Annotated in this window: 24 protein-coding genes; 8 read left to right on the forward strand and 16 right to left on the reverse strand. The window is 40.1% G+C overall.

Annotated features, from left to right (window positions below):
* Positions 1-119: 119 nt before the first annotated feature.
* On the reverse strand, positions 120-1481 hold the full coding sequence (rlmD, locus tag IQI_RS18160) for a 23S rRNA (uracil(1939)-C(5))-methyltransferase RlmD (RefSeq protein ID WP_064094449.1): 1362 nt from the start codon (positions 1479-1481) through the stop codon (positions 120-122).
* 181 nt (positions 1482-1662) lie between these two features.
* Between rlmD and IQI_RS18165 the strand changes: the two genes are divergently transcribed.
* Positions 1663-2328 (forward strand): HAD-IB family hydrolase, encoded by a 666-nt coding sequence (locus tag IQI_RS18165; protein WP_064094083.1) that lies wholly within the window; start codon positions 1663-1665, stop codon positions 2326-2328.
* A gap of 51 nt (positions 2329-2379) precedes the next feature.
* On the opposite strand, the gene IQI_RS18170 is transcribed toward IQI_RS18165, so the two are convergent.
* Positions 2380-3138 (reverse strand): SDR family NAD(P)-dependent oxidoreductase, encoded by a 759-nt coding sequence (locus IQI_RS18170; RefSeq protein ID WP_064094084.1) that lies wholly within the window; start codon positions 3136-3138, stop codon positions 2380-2382.
* Positions 3139-3254: 116 nt separating this feature from the next.
* Between IQI_RS18170 and IQI_RS18175 the strand changes: the two genes are divergently transcribed.
* Positions 3255-3620: a MerR family transcriptional regulator gene (locus IQI_RS18175; protein WP_064094085.1), complete on the forward strand. Its 366-nt coding sequence runs from the start codon at positions 3255-3257 to the stop codon at positions 3618-3620.
* Positions 3621-4006: 386 nt separating this feature from the next.
* On the opposite strand, the gene IQI_RS18180 is transcribed toward IQI_RS18175, so the two are convergent.
* The 3 genes from IQI_RS18180 to htpX form a co-directional block, all read right to left on the reverse strand.
* Positions 4007-4201, reverse strand: a complete 195-nt coding sequence (locus IQI_RS18180; RefSeq protein ID WP_064094086.1) for a YgaP family membrane protein — start codon at positions 4199-4201, stop codon at positions 4007-4009.
* A gap of 135 nt (positions 4202-4336) precedes the next feature.
* Complete coding sequence (locus tag IQI_RS18185; protein ID WP_231893460.1) at positions 4337-4642, reverse strand: hypothetical protein; 306 nt, start codon at positions 4640-4642, stop codon at positions 4337-4339.
* An 86-nt stretch (positions 4643-4728) separates the two neighbouring features.
* A complete protein-coding gene (htpX, locus tag IQI_RS18190; RefSeq protein WP_064094087.1) occupies positions 4729-5610 on the reverse strand; it encodes a protease HtpX in 882 nt (293 codons plus the stop codon).
* Positions 5611-5768: 158 nt separating this feature from the next.
* Here htpX and IQI_RS18195 point away from each other — a divergent pair, with 158 nt between their 5' ends.
* Positions 5769-6491, forward strand: coding sequence for a DUF1836 domain-containing protein (locus tag IQI_RS18195; RefSeq protein ID WP_064094088.1), 723 nt, complete (start codon positions 5769-5771; stop codon positions 6489-6491).
* A 2-nt stretch (positions 6492-6493) separates the two neighbouring features.
* Here IQI_RS18195 and IQI_RS18200 read toward each other — a convergent pair whose 3' ends face one another.
* Entirely contained in the window at positions 6494-7030 is a 537-nt protein-coding gene (locus IQI_RS18200; protein WP_064094089.1) for a DUF5698 domain-containing protein, read from the reverse strand.
* A gap of 258 nt (positions 7031-7288) precedes the next feature.
* Here IQI_RS18200 and IQI_RS18205 point away from each other — a divergent pair, with 258 nt between their 5' ends.
* Positions 7289-8980, forward strand: a complete 1692-nt coding sequence (locus IQI_RS18205; protein WP_082892793.1) for a S9 family peptidase — start codon at positions 7289-7291, stop codon at positions 8978-8980.
* 34 nt (positions 8981-9014) lie between these two features.
* Here IQI_RS18205 and IQI_RS18210 read toward each other — a convergent pair whose 3' ends face one another.
* From IQI_RS18210 to IQI_RS18225, 4 genes are all read right to left on the reverse strand, one after another.
* Positions 9015-9515 (reverse strand): GyrI-like domain-containing protein, encoded by a 501-nt coding sequence (locus tag IQI_RS18210; protein WP_064094091.1) that lies wholly within the window; start codon positions 9513-9515, stop codon positions 9015-9017.
* Between the two features lie 17 nt (positions 9516-9532).
* Positions 9533-10228 carry a polysaccharide deacetylase family protein gene (locus tag IQI_RS18215; protein WP_064094092.1) on the reverse strand — a complete coding sequence of 232 codons (696 nt, stop codon included), beginning with the start codon at positions 10226-10228 and terminating at the stop codon, positions 9533-9535.
* Positions 10229-10348: 120 nt separating this feature from the next.
* The gene (locus tag IQI_RS18220; protein ID WP_064094093.1) at positions 10349-11056 is read right to left on the reverse strand and encodes a M48 family metallopeptidase; all 708 of its coding nucleotides are present in this window, start codon (positions 11054-11056) and stop codon (positions 10349-10351) included.
* A gap of 4 nt (positions 11057-11060) precedes the next feature.
* Complete coding sequence (locus tag IQI_RS18225) at positions 11061-11579, reverse strand: YehS family protein (protein WP_197489776.1); 519 nt, start codon at positions 11577-11579, stop codon at positions 11061-11063.
* Between the two features lie 198 nt (positions 11580-11777).
* Between IQI_RS18225 and IQI_RS18230 the strand changes: the two genes are divergently transcribed.
* Positions 11778-12353 (forward strand): coiled-coil domain-containing protein, encoded by a 576-nt coding sequence (locus IQI_RS18230; protein WP_064094094.1) that lies wholly within the window; start codon positions 11778-11780, stop codon positions 12351-12353.
* Positions 12354-12547: 194 nt separating this feature from the next.
* On the opposite strand, the gene IQI_RS18235 is transcribed toward IQI_RS18230, so the two are convergent.
* The 6 genes from IQI_RS18235 to IQI_RS18260 all read right to left on the reverse strand — a co-directional run bounded on the left by IQI_RS18235 (position 12548) and on the right by IQI_RS18260 (position 19925).
* Positions 12548-13744, reverse strand: a complete 1197-nt coding sequence (locus IQI_RS18235; protein WP_064094095.1) for a sensor histidine kinase — start codon at positions 13742-13744, stop codon at positions 12548-12550.
* A 133-nt stretch (positions 13745-13877) separates the two neighbouring features.
* The gene (locus IQI_RS18240) at positions 13878-15665 is read right to left on the reverse strand and encodes an ABC transporter ATP-binding protein (RefSeq protein WP_064094096.1); all 1788 of its coding nucleotides are present in this window, start codon (positions 15663-15665) and stop codon (positions 13878-13880) included.
* Positions 15662-17401, reverse strand: coding sequence for an ABC transporter ATP-binding protein (locus tag IQI_RS18245; protein ID WP_064094097.1), 1740 nt, complete (start codon positions 17399-17401; stop codon positions 15662-15664). Before IQI_RS18245 ends, IQI_RS18240 begins: the two co-directional genes overlap by 4 nt.
* Positions 17402-17583: 182 nt before the next feature.
* Complete coding sequence (locus IQI_RS18250; RefSeq protein WP_064094098.1) at positions 17584-18570, reverse strand: NADPH:quinone reductase; 987 nt, start codon at positions 18568-18570, stop codon at positions 17584-17586.
* A gap of 53 nt (positions 18571-18623) precedes the next feature.
* Complete coding sequence (locus IQI_RS18255; protein ID WP_064094099.1) at positions 18624-18926, reverse strand: hypothetical protein; 303 nt, start codon at positions 18924-18926, stop codon at positions 18624-18626.
* Positions 18927-19019: 93 nt separating this feature from the next.
* Positions 19020-19925, reverse strand: a complete 906-nt coding sequence (locus IQI_RS18260) for a cupin domain-containing protein (protein WP_064094100.1) — start codon at positions 19923-19925, stop codon at positions 19020-19022.
* Positions 19926-20424: 499 nt separating this feature from the next.
* Between IQI_RS18260 and IQI_RS18265 the strand changes: the two genes are divergently transcribed.
* The 3 genes from IQI_RS18265 (at position 20425) to IQI_RS21095 (ending at position 24934) form a co-directional block, all read left to right on the forward strand.
* Positions 20425-21195, forward strand: coding sequence for a putative hydro-lyase (locus IQI_RS18265; protein ID WP_064094101.1), 771 nt, complete (start codon positions 20425-20427; stop codon positions 21193-21195).
* A gap of 542 nt (positions 21196-21737) precedes the next feature.
* A complete protein-coding gene (locus tag IQI_RS18270) occupies positions 21738-21929 on the forward strand; it encodes an IDEAL domain-containing protein (protein WP_064094102.1) in 192 nt (63 codons plus the stop codon).
* Between the two features lie 482 nt (positions 21930-22411).
* The gene (locus IQI_RS21095; protein WP_064094103.1) at positions 22412-24934 is read left to right on the forward strand and encodes a zinc-ribbon domain-containing protein; all 2523 of its coding nucleotides are present in this window, start codon (positions 22412-22414) and stop codon (positions 24932-24934) included.
* Positions 24935-25152 lie beyond the last annotated feature (218 nt).

Below are 25152 nucleotides of genomic sequence, written 5' to 3' on the forward strand. Positions count from 1 at the left end.
CTCTTTAAATATTTGGAATTATCTGTTTTAAAGCTATCATGTAGGGATAAACTGCATCAAGACTTTTTTGTCTATCAAATCAAAAAAGGAATCCAACTAGTTGGATTCCTTTTTTTACACTATTTTAAAACTAAAATTGCTACGCACTCAACATGAACCGTATGAGGGAATAAATCTACGGGCTGAACCTCTTTTAAAGTATATCCAAACGGTTCAAGCTCCTTAATATCCGTTGCGAAGGTATCTGGATTACAGGATACATACACAATACGGTCTGGTTTAGAACGTCCAATTCTTCTCATCACTTTTCCACCTGCACCTGAACGAGGAGGATCGAGCATCAATAACTCTGGATGTCCAAAGCTCTCTAACATTTCGTCGATTCCTTTTCTTGCATCCTTCGCCAGGAAGGTTGTGTTTGAGATGCCGTTATCCTCAGCATTTCGTTTCGCCGATTCAATCGAGCTCTCAACAATCTCAATTCCTGCAAGCTTGCCTACCTTGCTTGCGAAAGGAAGAGAAAACGTTCCGACACCACAGAACAGATCAATCATCTTTTCTGTTTCCTTTGGTTGTCCCAATTCAATCGCTAAGTCCACTAACTTCTGCGCCTGTGTTGGATTGGTTTGGAAGAAGGTATCAAACCAAAGGCGGAAACGGTAGCCCGCCATTTCATCATAAATGTAATCACGTCCAGCTAAGAGATGAATTTCCTCCGCTTGCGTCCGGTCAGCCCATGCTGTATTTTCCATCCATAACAAGCTTTTTACTTGAGGGAATTTCTCGCTAATACGATTTACCAAATCATCAACGGCCTTTTGATGAGCAGAAGGTGCTTCTGTTGCGAATAACCCCAGCATAAGCTCACCTGTTTCAAAGGATTGTCGAACCATTAAATGACGAAGTAACCCTTCGTGAAGATCCTTGTTATATCCTACTAGTCCGTGATCCTTCACCCAATCGGCTACTTCCATGGTCGCTTCCACCATTTCTTCACTGGCAATCAAGCATGTTTCCAGTGAAATGATTTTGCGAAAGTTTCCTTGCTCATGTAATCCCAATTCGCCTTCTGGTGAAAACGTAAATTCCATCTTATTACGATAACGCCAAGGATTGTCCATACCTAAAGTATCTCTTACAAGATCGGGATCATAGCCCTGCTCTGCTAATGCATGCTTTACGTGATCCGTCTTTTGCTTTAACTGACCTTCATAATCCCAATGCTGCCACACACATCCTCCACATCGTTCAAAGTGGGGGCATGGCGGTACCGTTCGTTCAGGATGGGCCTCCAGTATTTCATCGGGCATAGCCTTTCTTCTTCTTCTGTCAGGCTGGTCAACCGTTAGCCGAACCTTTTCTCCTATTAGCGTTTGCGGAATAGTAAGCCTTAATTTCTTAGGATTGCCAAGTTCATTTTCTCGCCAAATGACGGCTTCTCCTGAGCCTTTCCGATCAAATTGTTCTATATGAGCAACCATTGTCTCTGGTTTGATATTCGTCAATTTTGGATCCTCCTTGATAACTTCTGTCTAACTTTATACTTTATTAAAATTTGAGGTGTATTGCAACTGGTTGTAGGACATAAAACCTGTCTCCTCTATCCCATTTACAATTAGTCCCAACTCCCCTATACTAACTAAAAAAGCGAGGTGTTAGATTTTGGCAATCGTTACCGTAGATTTTGATGGTACTCTCTATCAAGGAAACTCCTTTAAAATCATGCTTCAAATTGGGAAGAAACGATTCACGAAGAAGCAGTGGGCAATTGTAGCAGGTGGATTAGTGAAGGCGGCAGCTATTGGTTCAGTCAGAGGCAAAAACAGGTTTCGCCACGAATTTTTCAAATCCTTCGCCAAGGCATTTAAAGGGAAAACAGATAAAGATTTAGAAGAATTTTTCCAGGAGCTTGTTGATTTTGGAAGAGAAGATATTCACCAAACCCTTGTCCACAAAATCCGTGAACACCAAAAAGACGGGGATACAGTCATATTACTATCAGGTGCACTTCAACCCTTTTTAAAAATCTTTACAAAAGACTTGAAATTAGACGTTCATGTTTTAAGCACTGAATTACTTTTTAATGAAAAAGGTCATTGCACAGGTGAGCTTGGTCCAATCATTAACGGAAATGTGAAAGTGGAGAAATTACTCCAATGGATCGAGGAACAGCAGCACTTAACCCATCATTCAAAAGAAATTTGGGCATACGCTGATAGTGAGAGCGATATCCCCTTATTGAAGTACGTCACCCACCCTATTGTGGTCAATCCAAGAGAAGATATGGTGAAAATTGCGGAACAAAATGAATGGTCGATTTTTGCTTAGAATAAAGATGCCCCTGACTTCCTAATAGTCCGGGGCATTCTTTATTTTTAATTATCTAGTTCGTTCTACATAAGGATAAAGAGGATCTCTTAGTGAAAATTCATATGTTTCGCCGTTTACAATCCCAACGACTTTTTCCCCATCATATAGCTCCAACATGAAATCAGCCATTTCCTTTGCTGTATGAAATTGAGGAATGGTGCCTTCATATTGAAATTCATCCATATCCATAGAGCGTTGTGCAAATTCTGTTTCTGTTGCAGCAGGTGCTAATACTTTAGCCTGCATTTTCGCTCCCATCGCCTTCAATTCTTGAGCAAGTCCTTCGGTAAATGCACTAACATAAAACTTTGTGGCACAATATGTCACAGCACCACCTACAATCGTATATCCTCCAGCTGAGGACACGTTTATTAGCTGTGTGCCTTCTATGGATGAATAGTCTCTTACATATAAAGATGACAAAATGGTGAGGGCTTCGATATTCAAGTGAAGCATGGTTTCAATTTTTGGAAGCTTTTGTTCACCAACTGGATCAAAATTCCCAAAACCAGCGTTATTGATCCACGTTTCAATGTCATAGTCTTTCAACGAGTTATAGAAATCATGTACATTTTCTGAGATTGATAAATCAGAGGTCTTGATAACAACCTCTAATTCAGGATGCTTCTGTTGTATTTCTTTTTTTAGTTCTTCAAGCTTTTCTTCTCTTCTAGCAACGATAATAAGGTTTTTCCCACGACCTGCAAATGCGTGGGTTGCTTCATATCCAATTCCAGAACTGGCACCAGTGATAACTGTATACTTCATCATGTTCTCCTCCTAAATGGACAATGCCATTGAATTTTCGTTACTAGTATGAGTATAATGGCTAGAGTTTACTCTAGGTCAAGTGATAGACTTGAACAAAACAGTAGGAGGTAACTATGTACTCAATCGGTGAAGTAGCAGACCTGTTCGGTATAAGCGTTCATACATTACGATACTATGAACAAGAAAACATCCTTTCCCCTCTTCGCAATCACAACGGAAAAAGAATGTATGATGAATCTCAAATAAAATGGCTCCGCTTCGTCCTCAAACTAAAAGAAACGCAAATGCCCATTGCCCAAATAAAAGAATATACGAAATTCGTCAAACAGGGTGAAGAAACAACATCTGAACGTATTTCCCTTTTAGAAAACCATCAAAAGATGATTCAGCAGCAAATAGATACCTTACTCGCTACCAATGAGATGCTGGAAAAGAAAATCACTGGTTACAAGATTTGGTTGAAAGGGAAGAATTCGTAGGTAAAACCTGTATATTGTTTCATTTGATAATTGTTCGATTTTTCATAGGAAAACTTGCCGATTCACCCGTTTATCTTGCCGTTTTGAGAGTTAATCTTGCTGATACGAGGATTAATCTTGCCGATATTGCTCATAATCTTGCCATTTTACTTTTTTTGTAAAAAATTATACAACCATTTCGCCTCACAAATAACAAATCGAGCCGATTTACCTCTTAATCGAGCCGATTCCATACAAATACGAGCCGCCTCAACGACTAATCGATCCAAAATGAAAGCTAATCGAGCCGATTTTGATCATAATCAATCCATTTTACTTTTTTTGGATATTCTAACGCCAACACCAATAAAAAAGGAACCCTCCAATAAAGGTCCCTTCCTCAACTACTATCCTCTTCTACACGTACTAATTCCAAAAGGAAGATAGAGTGGACACCAGTTAATAAATGCTGTTAATAATAAGACTCCACCGAATAAACCAATCCATTTCAAGCTGCCTTCTATAAAGAATAATAAAGATAAAAGAATGATTCCAAGAATGATCCGAATGACTTTGTCTACACTTCCAACGTTAGATTTCATGGCAAGTTCTCCCCTTTCAAACTCATTATCTCTCAAACGGGAATGAATTGTATGTGAGAAATGTTACTTTTACAGGTGAAAACAGCCTGAGTCTATAAAGAAGACTCAGGCTGTTATATGAATTGTCCTTAGACATTACTCGTCATTTTTATTCTTTTTGAACACTTTGTTTGAGACACCTTTTATGGCTTTGGAAGAGGTATCGGTTGCTTTTCCGATGACGTCTTTTCCAAAACTCGATGTATTCTTGATCACGTCTGATGACACATCCGCAGCCTTACCAACTAAGCCTCCCTCTCCTGAAACAGACTTTACAATGTTGTTCGCTGTGTCCGCTGACTTATGAACCAGATCATTGGCTTTTTCTGACGTGTCCTTTATGATGTTTCTACTTTTATTGTTTTCTTGTGTGATGTCGATCTCCTCCTTGTAAATGTGCACTCTCTACATCTATATGAGAAAGGAGGATGAATATTCGGATAAAAAAATGCCTACCCCAATTTTACAGGGCAGGCATTCTTTAATCATTATTTCGCTTGTAAACGACTAATTCGGTCATCCAAGTCAGGATGGGTTGAGAAAAGAGCCGATTTTCTTCTATTATTAATTTTCATTGTGGCAATGGCTGTCTGCTCTTCACCTTTCATACGGTTTGAATAAGCCTTCAGCGTTTGTAAAGCATGGACCATTTTATCTTTACCGGCTAAGTCCGCTCCACCACGATCGGCGTGGAACTCACGGTGACGTGAAAATGCAAAGACAACCATACTGCCGAGTATTGAAAAGGCGATTTGGAAAACAATCACAGCAACGAAATGAACGATGGGTGCCATTTCTTCTTTAACAAATCGAGAAGCAACCCATGCAGCAATTCTCGCCAGGAAGACAACAAAGGTGTTGACCACACCTTGCAGCAACGTCATGGTGACCATATCTCCATTGGCAACGTGGGCAATCTCATGGGCAATTACACCTTCAATGGCATCATCATCCATTTGATGAAGCAAGCCAGATGAAACGGCAACCAAAGATCTTTTCTTCGTAGGACCTGTTGCAAAAGCATTCACTTCAGGAGAATGGTAGATTCCTACCTGTGGCATATGTGTTAAGCCTGCCGCTCTTGAAAGACGGTGAACTTTCTCCACAACCATTTGTTCCTCAGAAGACATTGCTCCATTCGGATCGATGACACGGACGCCCATCATTTTTTTGGCCATCCAACGAGACATAGCTAACGAAATAAAGGATCCGGAAAAACCTATAATGGCACTAAAAATTAATAAAGCTCCAAAATCAATTCCGCCTTGAGCATTGATATAATTCCCCGCTCCAGTAACGGAGAAAATAATACTAATGGTTAGTAATACTAATACGTTCGTTAAAAGGAAATAAAATATACGCTTCCCCATATTGACTCCTCACTCTCATTTCAAGTTCAAATGAACCTGTATTTGAATCTATTATAAATTCTTTTAGGCTAAAATACAAGAATAATAACCGAATTGACGAGACTATGGGGAAGCATTACTATAAAAGGATATAGACGATAAGGGACGGAGGATTCATGGTGGAAACATTTACATTAACGCGAAAAAATATGGCTGACCTGCTCCTATCACTGAATGGTGGCACGAATCGTACTCCTCTCATGGTTTTACAAGACGTGTGGAGCATAGATCTCTCCTCAGCTGAAATGCCTCCCATCTTACAAAAAATCATGAAACCAGCTAAAAAAGAAATCGGCTTTTCCTTAAAGGAAATTGTCTCCTTAGGAAACCAAATTGAATTCACCAGCTTTCCCCAAAGCACGATACAAAACTGGGTAAAGCGTGACGTGAAGGGACTTATTGGCTCTCCTAAGCTCGGCAAAAAATATACGACAGAACAAGCCGCCATGCTATTCATCGTCGAGGATTTGAAAGCTACACTAGACTTTGATTCCATACGAAAGATTCTAACCCTGGTATTTAACAACATTGAAGACACTACAGATGACATTGTGAACCCAACAGATTTGTATGCTGCCTACGCTTCAATTTTTGATAAAATTCATCATCGACCTCTACAAGCGAAAATAAGCTCTCCAACTGGTTCTGTCAATCAGTTGATTGATCAATATATTAAAGAGGAATGTCAGATGATGTTACCTTCTTTTAATGGAGTGAAGGAAGAGAACCTCAACATTGTGTTAAATGTATTGATTGTATCGGTGTTGACGGTGCAGTCTTCTTATTATCAAGCGGTTACGAAGGAATATGTGAATGCTGCGCTACTTGGACACCGAGTATGAAATCATACTCGGTTTTTTATTTTCTTTGTTTTTTTCATCGATTTTAAAAGATATCCTCCCTTAAACTTACGGGGCTCATACGAAATGATAAAGGCATTCGGCTCATATTCTTCGATCATGTTCATTACATTTTTTTCTAAACTTCTTTTTGTCAAAATCTGAAGCTGATAACGGACACTATCCTTCCCCATTCCTTCAAATACGGTTACTCCGATTCCATTGTTCCGAAGAATCGACACCAGATCAGAATTCATATTCATTAAGTTAACAGTAAGAGTTGTATATCCTAGAGCCAATTTAGTTTCAATATAATTCCCTAAAAAGATGCCTGCTGAAAAACCCAAGGCATAAACGAGCATCTCTGGAATACTTTGCTCGCCGCTTAGGACGATGGATAAACCAAATACATAAATGAGCGCTTCTAAAAATCCAAAAATAGCTGCAAATACACTCATATTCTTCACAACAAAAATAATGCGAAGAGATAATGTTGGCACTAAAATGATTTGTAATAAAAAAATTAATAGGATGCTAGACATGTCTAAACCCTTCTTTCATTAAAGAAACGTAAGCTATTTTTTTCCGGACACTAAATCTTTTTTTATTATCTCGATTAATTCGCTTACTATTCGTGTAGAAGAGAATTTTTCATTGAATAACATGACAAATAATGGAATAATATACCTATCTAAAATAAGGAGGAATGTCCTATTCGTGTACCCCAGCCGGAAATAGAACACTATTTTCACACTGTAGAAATCAGTACATTTAGCGTTAGCGAAAACGGAGAGAAATTGGTGTTCAGTACAAATTTAAACGGTGAATATAACCTGTGGGCAATGGATTTTCCAAATTCCTTTCCATACCTACTAACTACGATCAATCAGGAAAGCAGCCTCATCCATGTAGATCACTCCAACGAAACGATCGTAGCAACATTTGAAAACAACGGAGATGAAAATTTCCAATTACATTACCTGCCTCTGTCAGGAGGAACACCTATCCCCTTCAATGAAAAGGAGGCCAAATCAACCTGTTATCATGCTTGCTTTACAAGTACGCAGGATATCTACTATTCTGCCAATCATGAAAACCACTTGTTAAATATCTATAAAACCAATTTGCAAACGAGTCAAACCACCCTTATTCAAAAAGGAGAAAAAGCACCAATCGTGGTAGCGGCTGTTTCTTCAAATGATTCATCCTATGTTTTTACGGAAAGCTATTCTAACACTCATGTGGCAGCTTTTTATCAATCATCAGGGGATAAAATATCTCTTGTCCCTGATCCAGCTGTGCCTCATACGATCCGTGACGTTTTATTTTCAGACGACACTGTATATTTCGTCACAAACTATCAATCAGAGTTTTCTTACCTTGCTTCTTTTAACCTCTTAACTTATGAATTTCAACCTCTTCTAAAACTAGAAAAAGAAGAAGTAAAAGCCATTCAATGGCATTCTGATACAAGCAGTCTATTTATAGCAACGGAAAAAGGTGTTCAAGATCAGCTATACCACTATGACATAGCATCGGCAAAGGTTGATTTCATTTTAAGTCCCTGTGATATTATCAAAAAAATGATCCTGACTAGGGATGGAACTCTATTTCTATTAGGTATTTCAGCAGACAGGACCGATAATATTTTCAAGTTGGACCATCAAAGGAACTGGACCCAGATCACCAATAATAAAGTACTCGGGATCAGTGAAGAAGACTTGATTAAACCTGAAATCATTCATTATTCTTCCTTTGACGGACTGGAGATTGAAGCTTTATTATTTAACCCGAAGAATCCAAATGGCTACACCATCCTATGTCCTCACGGCGGTCCACAAGAAGCAGAACGAATGATGTATAGACCATTATTCCAATACCTTGTACAAAGTGGTTATGCCCTTTTTGCTCCAAACTTTAGGGGGAGCCAGGGATACGGTGCATCTTTCGAAAAAATGGTGGAACAAAACTGGGGTGGTGGTCCAAGGCTGGATTGTGTGGCAGGGATGGATTGGTTGATACAAGAGAATCTCGCAGAGAAAGGAAAAATCTTTGCTTTAGGTGGAAGCTATGGTGGATATATGAGCCTTCTTCTTGCTGGAAGGGATCCAGACTACTTCTGTGGAATAGTCGATATATTTGGCATATCCAGCCTACTCACTTTCCTATCTAATGTCCCGGCCAGCTGGAAGCCACTTATGGATCAAATGGTTGGAAATCCTGAAAAGGACTACGACAAACTTGTGAGAGATTCTCCCATTACTTACATAGAATCCATGAATACACCTATGCTCATTATCCATGGGCAAAACGACCCTAGAGTAAAAACGGAAGAATCCGAAAGAATGGTTAAGCATTTACAAGACAAAGAAATCGATGTGGAGTACCTTCTATTTGAGGATGAAGGACATGGATTTTCGAAAAAACGAAATCAGATGGTAGCTTATCGGGAGATACTGGGATTTTTGGGAAAACAGATAATCAATAAATAAGCTGAAGTTCATAGAAAAATGCCTAGTCACAGGACTAAGCATTTTTCTTTTTATCTAACTTTTTTATTGGAATCCATACTTCTTCAACTGCTTCTAAATCAGTGGGGTTATACTCTTCAGTGAAGCGTTCAAAATGCTCTCGTTCATCTAATCCATACCCTGAAGTCGGTAGCCAAGATTCGTATATGTATCCTAACGTTTCGTTAAAACGACTGGCTGGACCATGATGAAGGAACATAGCATATAAGCCACCACTCATAGTAAGTTGCTGCATTTCTTCCATTCCGTTATCAAAGCTCTCCACCTCCACTGCTGCCCATTTTCGAAAGATGGTGGAAGTACTGTATAGCGTAGGATCAAATCCACTTTCAAAAACTTTCACGTTATACAATTTCTCATCCAAACTGTATGGAATGGATGTGCGGTGAGGCATGAAGCCTCGCCACAGCTCTCTTGTAGTATCCATCTCCAAAGACATACTCATAGATTTTCCGATTAATTTCTTTTCTTCTAACTCGACAATCGTCCGTTCCATTCTTGTTTTCATCTCCTTCAACTTTTGTCCTGAACGTTTAATTTTTGAAGCTCGTTCACTGTAACAAACTTATAGCCTGCTTCAGACAAGGATTGTAAAATCTCTTTCAATACTTTCTGTTCTTCTCCAGTTTGATCATACATTGGGTGAATCAATATGATAGAACCGTTTTTACTATTTTTCTTCACATAATCAACCTTATTAGCCGCACCATCTGGTTCAATATCCCAAGTGATGGTTTCTCTATTATGTTTGTTTAAATAATAAGGCAATATCAGAAGTTTTTTCCCGTTAGGAGGGCGGAAATCAATTTCACCCTTATAGCCACTCTCTCTAATTAACGTATCTGTTTTCGTAATCTCTTCCTCGATAAAGGCAGGCGTTTTAAAAATCATTCGTTGGTGGGAATAACTATGGTTCCCAATCTGATGTCCTGCATCTGCAATCTTTTTCGCTTCATCAGGATTTTTTTCGATTTCATTTCCAATGAGAAAGAATGTAGCTTTTGCATTGTAATCCTCTAACAACGGTAGAATCTTGTCTACATTTTTTGTAGGTCCGTCATCAAAAGTCAATGCCACTACTTTTTGCTGAGTTTCTACATGATTGGTTAGCCCACCAAACAGTTGAATATTTCGAGAGTTCATTAGTTTATAAGTACCTAGTAATAGCAGGAACACGACTAAGATTAGAGTAATAAATATCTTTTTCATAAGGGACCTCCTACTGATATAAAACTAGTTTACTATCATTGGGGACATATAGAAATAGATATTGAATCTGAAATACGCATAAAAAAAGAACCCTTTTCATAAAACGAATAAGGGTTTTTTCTAGACCGTCATTTTCCAACTTGAACCTGCCAACCAGTTTTCCTTTTCCTTATAATCAGGCACGATTTTTCCAACGAGACGCCAGAAAGAACGATCGTGATTCAGATGAACCATGTGGCACATTTCATGAACAACTACATAGTCAATGACCTCTTGTGGTGCCATGGCCAGTCGCCAGTTAAAGGTTAACTGCCTTCTTGAATCGCAGGTTCCCCAGGTGGTTTTACTATCTGAAATCTTGATAGAGCGTGGTTTTGCTTTGAAGTGACGTTGATGAAGAGAGATACTCTTCTCTACTAACGATTTGCACTGCTGGTAATAATATCGTTTTAAGGCTTGTTTTATTTTGTCATCCTCAAGCTGTTTCACATAGATGTGAAGAGTTTTTCCGTCAAACATGACACGGTCTTGAGGGGTCGTTGAATCCTCATGGATTTGTATTGGAAAGGAGTTTCCTAAATAAAGAAAGCTCTCACCCGGCTCATAGTTTTTCTTTTGTGGTCCAAGCAGTCTTTCCTTCATTTCTTTGGATTTTTGCAGAATCACATCCCACTTGTCCTCTAGTATTCGAAGTACAGCTTCATCCGGTGTTCCTTTAGGCGCATGGATTTCAATGTTGCCATAGTTATCGAGATAAATGCCGATGGAGGCACGATTTTTGTATTTCACTTCGTAATGGATCGTCTCACCTAAGTAAGTATGGTTCATGTCATCAATCCCTGTATCTTATCGCTAATCCCTTTAAAAAGTTTCGAGCGTATCGATCTCCACATATTTTATAATTCTTATGTCCTTCTCTTCTTAAAAGGGCACTTAATTCTCCTTTTGTGATTATTACTCCCGCATCTTCTAAAATCTCAATGATATCCTCACTCGTAAGGGTCAAGGCGATTTTCACTTTCTTTAGCAAAAGATTATTCGCATGTTCATACGACAATTCCGGTCTTTCCGGTTGTCCTGGCTTGGGTTCTTGTTTTCCTCTTTTAAACGTAATAAAGCCGTTTAAAAAGGACTCATACATATCATCATCACATGGGATATGGTCTTCATCTTCACCAATATCATAATCATCATCATAATCGTCGGTATCCTTCGATTTCGTAAGCACTTTTAGCACTTCTTCTTTTGTTAAATCAATGCCACCAAGCTTAAAAATTTCAACCATTTCTGTATTTTTAATATCGAGAGCATATCGTAGTCGAATTAATATATCGTTATTATCCATGTTCATTTGTGTACCTCCTGAAATTTTGCAATCGTCATTGTTCACTAAATCATTAGCTTAACACTTTCATGACATGTTTTATAGTATGTCCTGAAAGCTTTAATGGCATTTTTGGAAAGAATGCAGTCAATGTAAAAGAGGAAATATATTAAAGTAGTACGAGTTAATTATATACTTTATAATGGATGTAAGGAGGTGATATTCATGGAAAAGCAAATGCTCAAAATATTATTGGAGCTTCAAAAGGATATGAAGGAAACAAAAAATGATATCAGGGAGTTACGAAGTGAGCAAAAAGAAACCAAAGCAGATGTCTCTTCAATAAGAACAGACTTATCGGATACCAAAGCAGACGTCTCTTCAATAAGAACAGACTTATCGGATACCAAGGCAGATGTCTCTTCAATAAGAACGGACTTATCGGATACCAAAGCAGATGTCTTTTCAATAAGAACAGACTTATCGGATACCAAAGCAGACGTCTCTTCAATAAGAACAGACTTATCGGATACCAAAGCAGACGTCTCTTCAATAAGAACGGACTTATCGGATACCAAGGCAGATGTCTCTTCAATAAGAACGGACTTATCGGATACCAAAACAGATGTAAAAACGATTAAAGAAACGGTCAATAGAATTGAAGCATCACAAGCAGAAGAGGTAATTTCTTTGCTTAAATTGACTAAAAAGAAGTCAGATTTCGAAGTGGAGTATTTGAATACAAGAATGACAGACATCGATAAGCGGGTATTTAATCTTGAAAATCAAGTGGAAGGTTAATAGTCACTGTACGAAAAAAGGTCGAATATAAAACCTTCCTTCTCTTTCCTGCGACACAAACCACATAACATTAATCCTACCTACAATGACCCCATCTAGAACATATTTCCCCCAAGAAAAGTCCAATTTCCTTTGAATGATAAAACAAAAGGTGCGTCCCCCATCACTTTAAAGCGATAGGGGACGCACCTTTTTCAAGAATGGACGAGGGGAAAGCGAATGGTTACGGTTGTGCCGATTCCTGGCTCGCTTTCAAATTGAATGGTGCCGTTGTATTTTTCTACTATGTTATAGCAGATCATGAGTCCGAGTCCCGTTCCTTTGCTTTTCAAGGAGTAGAAAGGGGTACCAAGGCTCTTCACTTCCTCTTGTGTCATCCCTTGACCACTATCGTTAATTTGAATGACCACATGTCGTTTTTGCTTAGTAGCCGTTACGGAGACGGATCCGCTGTGATGAGAGGCTTCAATGGCATTTTTAATGAGATTGATAAGGAGCTGCTTCAATTCAATTGAATGGGCCATCACATAACACCCTTTTTCTACATCGAGATGAATGCTGTTATCATTCAACAACCCGTACATATTCAAAAGTTCCGTTACATCCTTCAACACGGGCTCGATATCAACGTGATTCAGCGTCTCCCCTTGATCAGGCTTTGAAATGGAGAGGAACTGGGAGATAACATGCTCAGCCGTATTGAGTTCGTTAATCATCAGTGAAAAATTCTGCTTGTGATTGAATTCTTTCTCCTCCGCATAATACTGCAAAAATCCCTTCACCACCGTCAACGGATTCCGAATCTCATGAGCGACTGCAGCTGCCAGCTGTCCTGTTGTCTTCATTCGCTCTGCCTGCTGCACCTGCTCATAATACAATCGTTGCTTCTGTATGCGAAGATTGGTTAAATGAAAGATAAAATATAGCAGGATTTGACTTGCCATGAAGTTTACAACGTTTCCTACTACGTCTGTGTATATGTATGGGTATGATTGACCTTTATCCACGACCACAATATAGCTAAACAAAAAGGCAATGAACAACATATTCAATACGAGAGAAAAATAAAAAAGCCTACTGTCAAAAAAAAGTATGGAAAAGGCGGGTATGAAGCAAAGCAAAACAAAGCCCGACCAAGTCTCCGGATACAGATAAAATAAGGTGTAAAAAAACACAGTGGAAGAGATCACTGTGGTGTATCTCAACCATGCATGTTCGAATAGAGGATAAAACAACAAACATGCAGAAATGATGGCTACCATTAATCCATGGATGATAAAACGTGAATTAAAGGGATTATCAATCACCACTCCCATGACCATCAACACGATGATAAAAGAAACAATCGTATAATAATATTTTTTATGTAATCGATCATGAAATTCCTTCATAGATTTCTCCTACTAGTAAACTATTTTTCTCCTATTCATGACAGGACATAGTAACTATCTTACAAATATCGGAAATAGTCAAATGAAGAAAAGGCACCTTTTAAATAGGTACCTTTTCTTTTACCTTTTCAATTTACTTAACCGCTACACCCTTAATCGTCGCTCCACCAATTTCAGCCTCTCTCCCAAACAATCTCGAATAGACGCCTGTATGGTTTTGAAGCAAATCCGTATGCTTTCCTTGTTCTACGATTCTTCCATGTTCCAGGACCACAATTTTATCAGCTGAAAGAACCGTTGATAAGCGGTGGGATACAATGATAATCGTTTGATTTTTCCCGGCTCTCAATACAGCCTCATTGATCTTGGTTTCTGTAATGGGATCAAGTGCTGAGCTTGCTTCGTCCAGAATAAGAATCGGAGCATCCTTTAAAATCGCTCTCGCCAGGGATAAACGCTGCTTCTGCCCACCTGAAAGAAGGCTCCCTCTTTCTCCTACCTTGGTATTCAATCCTTCCGGCAGGGTTTCAATGAGTTCACCCAGCCCGCTATCCTCCAACGCTTTCAGCAATTGTTCCTCTGTTGCATCCTGCTTACCGATTCTTAAATTCTCAGCAAGTGTGCCGCTTCGCAATAATACATCCTGGGTCACGATGGCCATTTGTGATCTCAGCCAAGCTGTATCCCATTCCTTAATATCGCGTCCATCGACTTCAATCCGGCCAACGCCTGTATCATAAAGCTTAAACAACAAGTCGACAATCGTGGATTTCCCAGAACCACTCGGACCAACCAACGCCCACTTTTCACCTGCTCCAATGGAAAAGGAAACACCCTTTAAGACGTTTTCTTCTTTTCCGGGATAGGCAAACGAGACATCCTTCAGCACAATGCTTCCACTTGCTCTTTCACCACGAATGCCTTCATGAACCTCGGCCTCAGAAGCTTCCTTAGATAAAAGAATATCGGAACGATCAAGGGCCGGTCCCGTTCTTCTGACTGAGAGCCAGTTACGAAGTAATCGCTGCATTTCGTTTGCTGCAATCGTCACCAGTCCACCAGCCGTCAGCATCTGTCCACTTGTTAAACCTTGATTCCAAATCAATAACGTAGAGATTAAATAAACCAGTCCTAAGGCAAATCCATTATAGCTCGCAATCACTACCACGGATTGCATTCTTGCCTTTAGTTCTTTAATGGAGTGTTGAACAAAGGTGTCACGAATGGCTATAACACTTTCTACCTCACTATCCGAAACCCCTAGAACCCGTGACAAATGAATGCCGGTTACCGATTCTCTTAATCTCTCAAGATACCTTGAAGCCTCTTTTCTTGCATCGGCTGAAGCTGTTCTTGTTCTCGCCCCTACATAATTAGAGGTCCAATAAAAAATCACACCAAGTACGACACTGGTTACCATTAAGTAAGGATGAATCCATAACAGCACAAGACTATAAATGAAAACGCCCTGAACACTGGCCATGAAGGTTGACCCTTCCCAAGCAAGGAAGTTATGAAGGGTATCGGGATCATCCGAGACCCTCGCCAGCATTTCTCCAGTAGAGTTATTGTGATAATGGGAGTACGGTAACACCTGCAAATGTCGGAATAACCGCAGCTTCTGCCAATTGGTCACGGTCTTTGCGGTTTGATGGCAAAAATATTCATCGATGACCATCATCACTAAATCTAATACGGATGATAGTATCAATAACCACATCAATCCCCATAGCCAGTTGTAGTTTTCACTCGGGATGATGGTATCCACCAGCCAGCTAAGGGCCAGAGTCGGAATTAACGCTGAAAATACTTGACTGATGGCAATGACAACAGAGTCTGCGATGACCCATTTTTTATAGGGCTTTAAGAAGGCAAGTACCCTTCTGCCGTCACGATTCTTCGTTTGGGAGACAGTATTCATCCAATCATCTCCTTTTCCAGCTCACTGTATTGTGCTTTATATAATTCATAGTACTTTCCTTTGCGTAAAAGGAGTTCTTCATGGGTTCCCTTTTCCGCTACCATTCCTTGATCTAAAAGAATGATTACATCCGCTTTTCTCACTGTCACCAAGCGATGAGCAATCGTAATCGTTGTTCGGCCGGGAATCAATTTTTCAAGGGATGCCTGCACTCTTTCTTCTGTTTCTCCGTCGAGAGATGAAGTGGCTTCATCAAATATCAAAACAGGCGGCTGTCGTAAAATCGCACGAGCTAAAGCAACTCGTTGTCGTTGACCACCAGAAAGCTTTAATCCTCTTTCTCCAACAATCGTTTCATAGCGTTCCTCTAATGATTCAATCAATTCCTTTAACCCTGCTGCTTCCACCGCTTGCTCCAGCTCTTCCATGGTGGCGTCGGGCTTTCCATATAAAAGATTTTGACGAAGGGTACTATTTAGTAGAAAGGTTTCCTGAGAAACCACTCCTACCTGTTGCCTGAAGCTGTTCCGATTATATTTGAATAGATTGTTCCCATCTATTAAAACGGAGCCTTGCTGAGGTTCATATAATCCTAGTAAAAGCTGAACCAGCGTACTCTTTCCTCCGCCACTGGTTCCAACAATTCCGATATGGTTCCCTTGCTCTAAGGAAAGAGAAACACCCTTGAGAATTTGTTTGTCGCTTGAGGGATAAGAAAACCATAGATTGTCTAATTCAATTTTTCCTTTTACCTCTCCAAAGGAAGGAAGAGTCTCCTCGTGCTCCTCAGGCAGATCAAAATATTCATAGATTCGATTTAACGCCGGGATCGCCTGCTGAATCGTCAAGGCATGCTCAGCAAGGGAGCGAACAGGCAAAAACATGATGGGAATAAAACTTAGACAGGCAACCAAGGTCCCTACTGAAATCCTTCCATCCCAAATGGCAAATCCACCAATTAACATGACAACTCCAGGAGCTGCAATATTAAATAAGTTTCCCAGTCTCCAGTTGACCTTGCCGATAAGGGCTGCTCGAATGGAGTAATTCTTCCAATCTGTTAGCTTCTTTTCCTGTGTTTCCACTTCCTTGTCCTGTGTTTGATAGGTTCTCACTAATCGAACACTCTCAATGCTTTCCTGTAAATGCTGATACATATCGGCACTCATCTCCCGCTGTACAGCACTCATTTTTCGCATGGTTTTACCTAATGTAAAGGACGGGATGATGTAAATCGCAAACACAACAAACATGACAATGGCAGCTGGCCAGAATAACACAAACACAGCAGAGAACGCCGCAATGGCACCAACCACCTGCTGAAGAATTCGAGGCACAACCGTATTATTCAAGTTTTGAATCGACTCCACATCATGAGTCAAACGGAATAACATATCTCCCCGTGGTGTCGTTGAAAAGAACGACATAGGCGTTCGATGCAGCTTTCGAAAGGCACGAATTTGCATATCCGTAATCACATCGAGTCCAATCTTCACTTGGACATATTCCTGCATAGTTTCAAACAGAGACTTCCCTAAGAATGCTCCGAGAACGCCTCCAACCACCCACAGTAAAAAGTTCATCTCCCCTCCTGCTATCACTTCGTCCACCAGTTTTTTCACCAGTATAGAAGGAACAATCGTAAAGAGACCCCCTATGACAGAAAACGTCAGTGCAACCAATAGCTTTTTCCAATAAGGTTTAAAATGCTCTAAAGTAGTTTTTAATAAGTTCATATTTGATCCTCCCCAAAATTCTATTTTATTACAATTAATGAAAATATTCACTAAAATTTTAGAGGGACGGAGGGACAGGTTCCTTGTCCCAAAAGGAGGGAACTAAAAAAGGGTTAGTAGAAGTTGCCATGAGGCATTCTACTAACCCTTTCCCTTTCGTTCTAAATTTTTTCATCTAATCGTTAATCAACCTCAACCACTACACACCCATAAAAATCCCCTGCTTCAATTTGTTCATTCGCCTTCGCAATCTCATCTAATTGATATGTAGCTGCAATTCGATGCTGAAGTCGATTTTCTTTCAAAGCAAGTGTAATATCCCTGATGGCATCTCTTTTCGCCTCTTCCGGCATGGCATAGACGATAATCAAGCGCAGGGTTAAATCCATAAACATCATTTCTTTAAAGGGTAAGGTCGGTTCCGTTACGACTGTTGAAGAGTAGGTCGCGATAACGCCGCCGATTCGAATCAGCTGTAATACTCTGGGTAAATTCGCACCAAATTCAACGTCGATGACCCGATCGACCTTAACTCCCCCTGTAAAACCTAATACCTCATCCACCATTTCATCTTTTTTATGATCCACCACAAAGTCTGCCCCTGCCTCCATGCAATGCTTGCGAGCTAATTCGTTACTCGCAGTAGCAATAACCGTCGCTCCTGCCTGCTTTGCCCATTGAATCGCATAGTGACCAACACGACCAGCACCTCCAGTGATCAACAACAATTGACCTTCAACAGGACCATCTGAGAACACACTCCGGTGAGCCGTCATAACAGGAATCCCTAAACAAGCACCCTCAACAAAACTCGTATTCTCCGGGAGAGGAATAGCCCGCTTGCTATCAATCGCCACATATTGTGCCGCACTGCCGTGAAGACGGCCATACTGAGCCTGATGAATCCATACTCGTTCACCAATGCGGGAATGAGGAACACCTGGACCAACCGCTTCAATCATACCTGCACCATCACTGTTAGGGATTACCGGACCATCATTAAGTAAGTAGGGAAATGATCCAAGGCGTTTTTTCGTATCAGAAGGGTTCACTCCTGACGTATGTATACGGACAAGAACTTCTCCATGAGCAGGGTCAGGCGTTTGGAACTCACCTACACGTAGAACCTCCGATGCAGGACCAAATTCAGAAAACCAAGCAGCTTTCATAATACATCCTCCTTTTTCTATTTTTTTAGTATGGCTATTATGATGAAATACAATCATTTTCTTTTCGACTCAGCCATCACTCCAATGAAAAAATGGACCAAACCAAATACCAGGATAATGGAATAAGGGATTTCTAGAGACGTTACTTTATTTATGACAAATGCAAAGAGTAAAGCAAGGGCAAAAGAAGATAAGAATGAAATCCAAACGGACTTTAGATTAAAAGATAAATAGCCCATCGATAGGAGTAGGGTAAGAAATAGTAGACTAAAAGAAATCCATTCCACAAAAGGAAGAGACGCCCACACAATCAAGCTAACCGTCACTCCGACAATGACTAGATATATGTAGATCATATTAACCCCTCCATTCTTTTATCTAGTACCCAAATCCGTAAGGGCAAAACACCATAAAAAAAGCACCCATATAGGTGCCTCAAAATCACTACATCAATACCCTTGAAACATATAACCATGTTTCTCTTCAGCAGCCTCGGCATCGGCTTTCGTCACATGAATCGTCCCACGAGGATGCTGTGGGGGAGCATAAATTGAGTACAGCTTTAGCGCAGTGTCTCCCGTATTGATGACATTGTGCCACGTACCAGCTGGAACCATAATAGCGAAATCTTCCTTCACTTCTCTTTGGAAAGTTAAGTTATCTTGTCGATTACCCATTTTCACGATACCCTGCCCTTGTTCAAGTCGAAGAAATTGATCAATTTTTGGGTGAACCTCTAAACCGATATCCTCCCCTGGATTAATGCTCATTAAGGTAACCTGCAAATGCTCCCCGGTCCATAAAGCCGTCCGAAACGTATCATTTTGAACCGTCGCCTCATCAATATTCACTGTATAAGGAGAAGGACCATAATCCTTTAACGCAACTCGATCGTCCTCGTCCGCTCCTAATGCACTTAATCGGTTCGCATGCTCCCATTCATCCTTACAAGCATTCACCAAAACATCATAAACCTGTGGATTCTGGGTCTGTAAACAGCCTATACGAAACAGCTCATAATCCGCTAATTCTGTTTCATACCCTTTTTGCAAACCCTCCCGGTACGAGTGAAAAGGAATACTCTCTACCTGATAGTAAGGCTGACTTCCAGTAAGGGAGGTATAGAGATTCGTTAATTGCCACCAGTTTCGCTGTTCATCCTTCATCATGTGCAGAAGGTCTTGCTGGTGCATTTGATTCGGTGCTGCATTGGCTAACCGACTATAAAACTCGGCAGATGAAGCCTTCCCTTTGATTCCGTTAAGGAGCACCTCCCCTAATTGCTGATGGTTTTCAAGTGAGTTTCTATTCATGTCATTTTGATTAGCATAGCCATAATAAGGATAGTTGTACATACTGCTCATTCCCTTCAGTTTTTTACCACGATATCTTATGCAAAGGAAAGGGAGATGTGCTTTTGACTATTTTTTAATAAGGCTGTATTCGTATTTCTATTTCAGATAAGAAAGAAGTAGTTGATTTCCGCTTCAGGATGCTCGCTTTCCGCGGGGCGCGAGTTGAGCCTCCTCGGGCTTTGCCCTGTGGGGTCTCAACTTTCACGCATTTCCCGCAGGAGTCGAGCACCTTCCGCTCCAATCAACTTTCTCAGCTTGAATTTTTTAAAATTAAAATGAAAACAACAATATTACAAGAGAGATGTGGTCAATAAATAGTAGACATTATGAAAGAAAACAACACTTTCTTAGAATAGAGCTTTCAAACTATTATTTGCATGATCGCAGCAACCCTTTTAATGACAAACGAACGTCGGTAACTTGTCACAATGTACTATGATAAAATGGGTACAATTCATTTTTAATAAATCACGTTACCAATGGAAGGGAGCCTGAAACCTTGTTACCGTCAGATCTAAGAACCAACATTCGAAACGGTCAGCACCAAACCCATACCTCTGGTGTATGTCAAAATTATGTTCAAACCAATTTAGTCGTTCTTCCTAAAGAGTATGCCTTTGACTTTTTACTGTTTACGACGCGAAATCCAAAATCCTGTCCAATTGTCGAAGTACTCGAAGCAGGTCAATTCGAATCTCAATACGCGAAGGACTCCGATATTCGAAGGGATATCCCTTTGTATCACGTATATGAACATGGTCAACTGGTGGAAAAGAAACATCAAATCGATGATGTTTGGAGAGACGATTTTGTCACCTTTCTAATCGGGTGCAGCTTTACGTTTGAAAGCCAGCTGATCAAAGGCGACATTCCTTTACGCCATATTGAGGAAAACAAGAATGTCGCCATGTATACAACAACTATACAGACGGAAAAAGCAGGCGTGTTTGAGGGGCCGATGGTGGTTTCCATGAGACCAATTCCTGATCACCTGGTACAGAAGGCCACGGACATAACTTCATTGTTCCCAAAAATGCACGGGGCTCCTGTCCATATAGGCGATCCGAGTGAAATTGGGATTAAGGATATAACAAAGCCCGATTATGGTGACTTCGTTGGGATTAAAGACGGGGAGACTCCTATGTTCTGGGCTTGCGGGGTCACACCTCAAGCGGTTGCTCTACACGGGAAGGTTCCGTTTATGATTACCCATTCTCCTGGGTGTATGTTTGTGATGGATTGGAGTAATGAGGAGTATTTGCGGGAATAAGAAAGGGGGTGCGTCCCTCGTCACGATAAAGCTTTAACGTGTTGAGGGACGCACCCAAAAACCTTTTTTATCATTTCCCCTTGCTATGAAACGGGTTTCATACATTAGGATAAAAGGAGAATGCGAACTCTCGCATTCTCCTTTTATGATTGGCGTAACGTGATGAGGGCGGCGTGACAATCAAACAATAAGCATAGGAACGGTTCCAAGGAAGTAAGAGAACCGTGCTTGTGCTTATTCTATAGCTACTACTCTATTTCATTTTTATACTTATTTTCAGTTGAATTTTCTCTTGTGTCTTCTATTTGTTGCAGTATGTTTTTTCTGTTCCTGCATCATTTCTAAAAACATAAGGGATCCCTCATCAAACTTGGGTTCTTCGGAATAACCCTTATCAATCGTATTCTGTTGATATATTGAAGAGTACAACTTTTAAGCCAATGTTTAACTCAAGGTTGATTATCATATAACTTTTTGTGTAAAATGTTTGAATATTCTTATAATGGTTAGTATAATAGAAAAAAGGTCAAGGAGCTGATTTCATGAAGAAGAATTTGCTTAACTCACCACAGTCTGATGTAAATCACATGGATTCATTATTTGCAGAAATGATATTGGACGAGGCTCTGCTTACATTTCGAAAAGAGCAAATCACACAGGGCATTGACCAATCATTACGTCAACGGAATAAAGAAGAGTTCCTGCGCTTAACGGAGGAATTAAATCATATTTAGAGTACGGAATAATATCTAATAGGTGGATTTTCTATCAGAAAAAGGACACTTTTCTTGCTGGATGTAGCAGGGGGATTGTTCTTTTTTTTGTGTGAATGGCCTTTAATCAATAAGTACCTTTTTAACAGACTGCCTAAAAGAAATCCTACCTGTTCCCTTTAAATTATCTTTTGAGTTAGGAATGTTTTGGGTGACAGGGATAAGAATCAAATTCTTTATACAATATTCATTTGAGAGGAAATTCTCAAAAAATATTAATAGCTCTTAGGCAGTTTAACCAATAGTAATTATTCAACCCTAATGTTTTTTTATCTGGGACCGTATGTATCATAATTAATTAGAGAGACCTAATCCATTAGTACACCGAGGGACAATACCTCATAAAAGGCATATTTTGGAGAAACCCTCCCTCAAAGTTCTGTGATAAATTGACTATATAGTTTGAAAGCCTGAAAGAATAATATAACTTGGAGTGACAAGATATGAACCTTGAAGAAATCTTCACTAAAAATCCTGCTTTAAAGAACCAGTGGCACCACGAGAAAAATAGAGAGATTAACCCATCAAACATACGCCTAAAAAACAAAGCTTGGTGGATTTGCGACGTTTCCCACGAATGGGAGGCTGCAATATCTAACAGAGTAAACGGCACTGGCTGCCCATACTGCGCTGGAAAGAAAGTTACATATGAAGATAGTTTAAAAGGCAAGTTCCCTCAGTTAGCAAAAGAATGGCATCCTGAAAAGAATGCTAAACAGCCGGAAACGGTTTCTCCAGGCTCCCATAAGAAAGCCTGGTGGATATGCTCAAAGGGACATGAGTGGGAATCTCCCATTCACGTACGATCAAAGGGCTCAAAATGTCCATATTGTTCGGGAAGATTACCAGACGAAAAGAATAATCTAGAGGTATTATATCCATATATCTCCATAGACTGGCATCCTCTTAAAAATAAAAAGAAGCCATCCGATTATCTTCCATTGAGCAATAAAGTAGTTTGGTGGTTATGTTCAAACGGACATGAGTGGGAGGAAAACATTAGAGTTCGAAGTCAACAACAAGGCTGTCCTTATTGCTTTAAAAAAAGACCAAGTCCCGAATATAACTTAGCCGCCCTTTATCCTGAAGTTGCCGATGAATGGCACTCTACTAAGAATGGTGATCTTATCCCCACGGAAGTGATGCCATTCACTTCAAAACTCAGAGCTTGGTGGAGTTGCAAAAATGGACATGAGTGGGAGGAAACAATTGGACACCGAACAAAAGATGGTCAAGGATGTCCTTACTGTAACAGACGGAAAGCAAACGAAGAGAATAGTATTACCTCCACCCATCCTCATTTAGTCAAAGAATGGCACCATGATCATAATGAAGGGCTTACTCCTTCTCAAGTACTATCAGGTACCGAAAGGAAAGTTTGGTGGAAGTGTTGGAAAGGCCATGAGTGGATAGCGTCCGTTAATGATCGTGCCAGAAAAGAAACTGGATGTCCTTATTGTGCGGGCCAAAAAGTATCCCATGATAATAACCTGGCATTCTTACGTCCTGACCTTGCAAAGCAATGGCATCCAACTAACAATGGGAAATTAACTCCCTACGACGTCACCTCCTGTTCATCAAAAAAAGTGTGGTGGCTCTGTGAAAAAGGACATTCGTGGGAAGCACCTGTGTATTATCGAGAGAGAGGAAATGGGTGTAGCTACTGTTCACATCAATCTACTTCTTTTCCTGAGCAAGCATTATTTTATTATTTAAAAATGGTTTTTACCGAAATAGACGGAGCATTCACCTATAATCCTGACAGCAAAGAAAGTGTCGATCTTTATCTTTCAAATAAACATGCACCACTCAATGACACTATCGCCGGCATAGCGATAGAGTACGACGGTGTCTATTACCATAAGGATAGAGTGGAATCTGACCAGCTTAAAAATGATTATTTAATTTCTAAGAATATCGTCATCATTCGAATTAGAGAATTGGGATTACCCAGCCTGGCCTATCATAAAAAATATATAGAAATTTTCAGAGACCTAAAACAACCTTTTACATCTGTCATCCAATTATGTCTTAAAGCTCTAACAACTTTAACGACCCAGGAAATCGGTACTAAATTAATGACTCTCGACGTTGACGTTGAACGTGACGAACTGAAAATCATTGAGATGTACAAAATGAAAATTGAAGAAAAAAGTGTCTCTTCACATGAGGTGCTGGCTTCTCAATGGCATGATACGAAGAATGAAAATATTGATTCAAGAGCCATAAAATTAGGTTCTCAGTTACGTGTTTGGTGGAAGTGTGAAAATGGACATGAATGGCAAACCAGAGTTTCACATCGTGCTGCTGGACGTGGTTGCCCTTATTGCAATAGCTTTAGTGTAGGAGCAGACAATAATCTCGAAGTACTCATGCCTGACTTGGCAAAACAATGGCACCCTTCAAAGAATAATGGTTTACTGCCAACCGATGTTACACCCGGTTCTGGGAAAGATGCTTGGTGGATTTGTGAAAAAAAACATGAATGGAAAGCAAGGATTGGAAGCCGTGCTGGAGGAGTAGGATGTCCCTATTGCAATGGTAAAAAAGTAAGCAGAGATAATTGCTTAGCAGTACTCAGACCGGATCTTGCTGCTGAATGGCACCCTACTAAAAATGGTGAATTCACACCACAGCAATTTGTAACTGGATCTAGTAAAATGGTTTATTGGCAATGCACACATGGTCATGAATGGAAAGCAAAAATTCATCATAGAAATGAAGGCAGAGCCAGTTGCCCTCAATGTAAAGAGGAGATAAACTCCCTAGAGACCCTTCATCCGAAGATTGCATCATTCTGGGATGAACATCTAAACGAACCTCTGGGTCCCCATAAAGTCTCACCCGGTATGAACATGGTAGTTTGGTGGGCATGTCGCTGTGGGCATTCCTGGCAAGCTGGAATCAGGAATATGGTCCGTCGGAAACATAAGTGTCCGGAATGTAAGAGTATAGATAATAGGTAAATTAAGAGAGTCGTTCTTAATTTATGAGTTGAGAAAGGGTTCAAATCTTTATTGTTAAGGGTATGACTCCAATAAACAAAGACCAGATTATTTTTTAATATCAATAGTTCTGACACGACTTCTATGGTTAGCAAACTAATTAAGGCTACCCTTAACAAAAGGGTAGCCTTTTTATCACCAATACAGTTTCATTTATATCTAAACTGATAGGTCATGAT

It is taken from the genome of Rossellomorea aquimaris TF-12 (genome assembly GCF_001648555.1).
Classification (GTDB): domain Bacteria; phylum Bacillota; class Bacilli; order Bacillales; family Bacillaceae_B; genus Rossellomorea; species Rossellomorea aquimaris.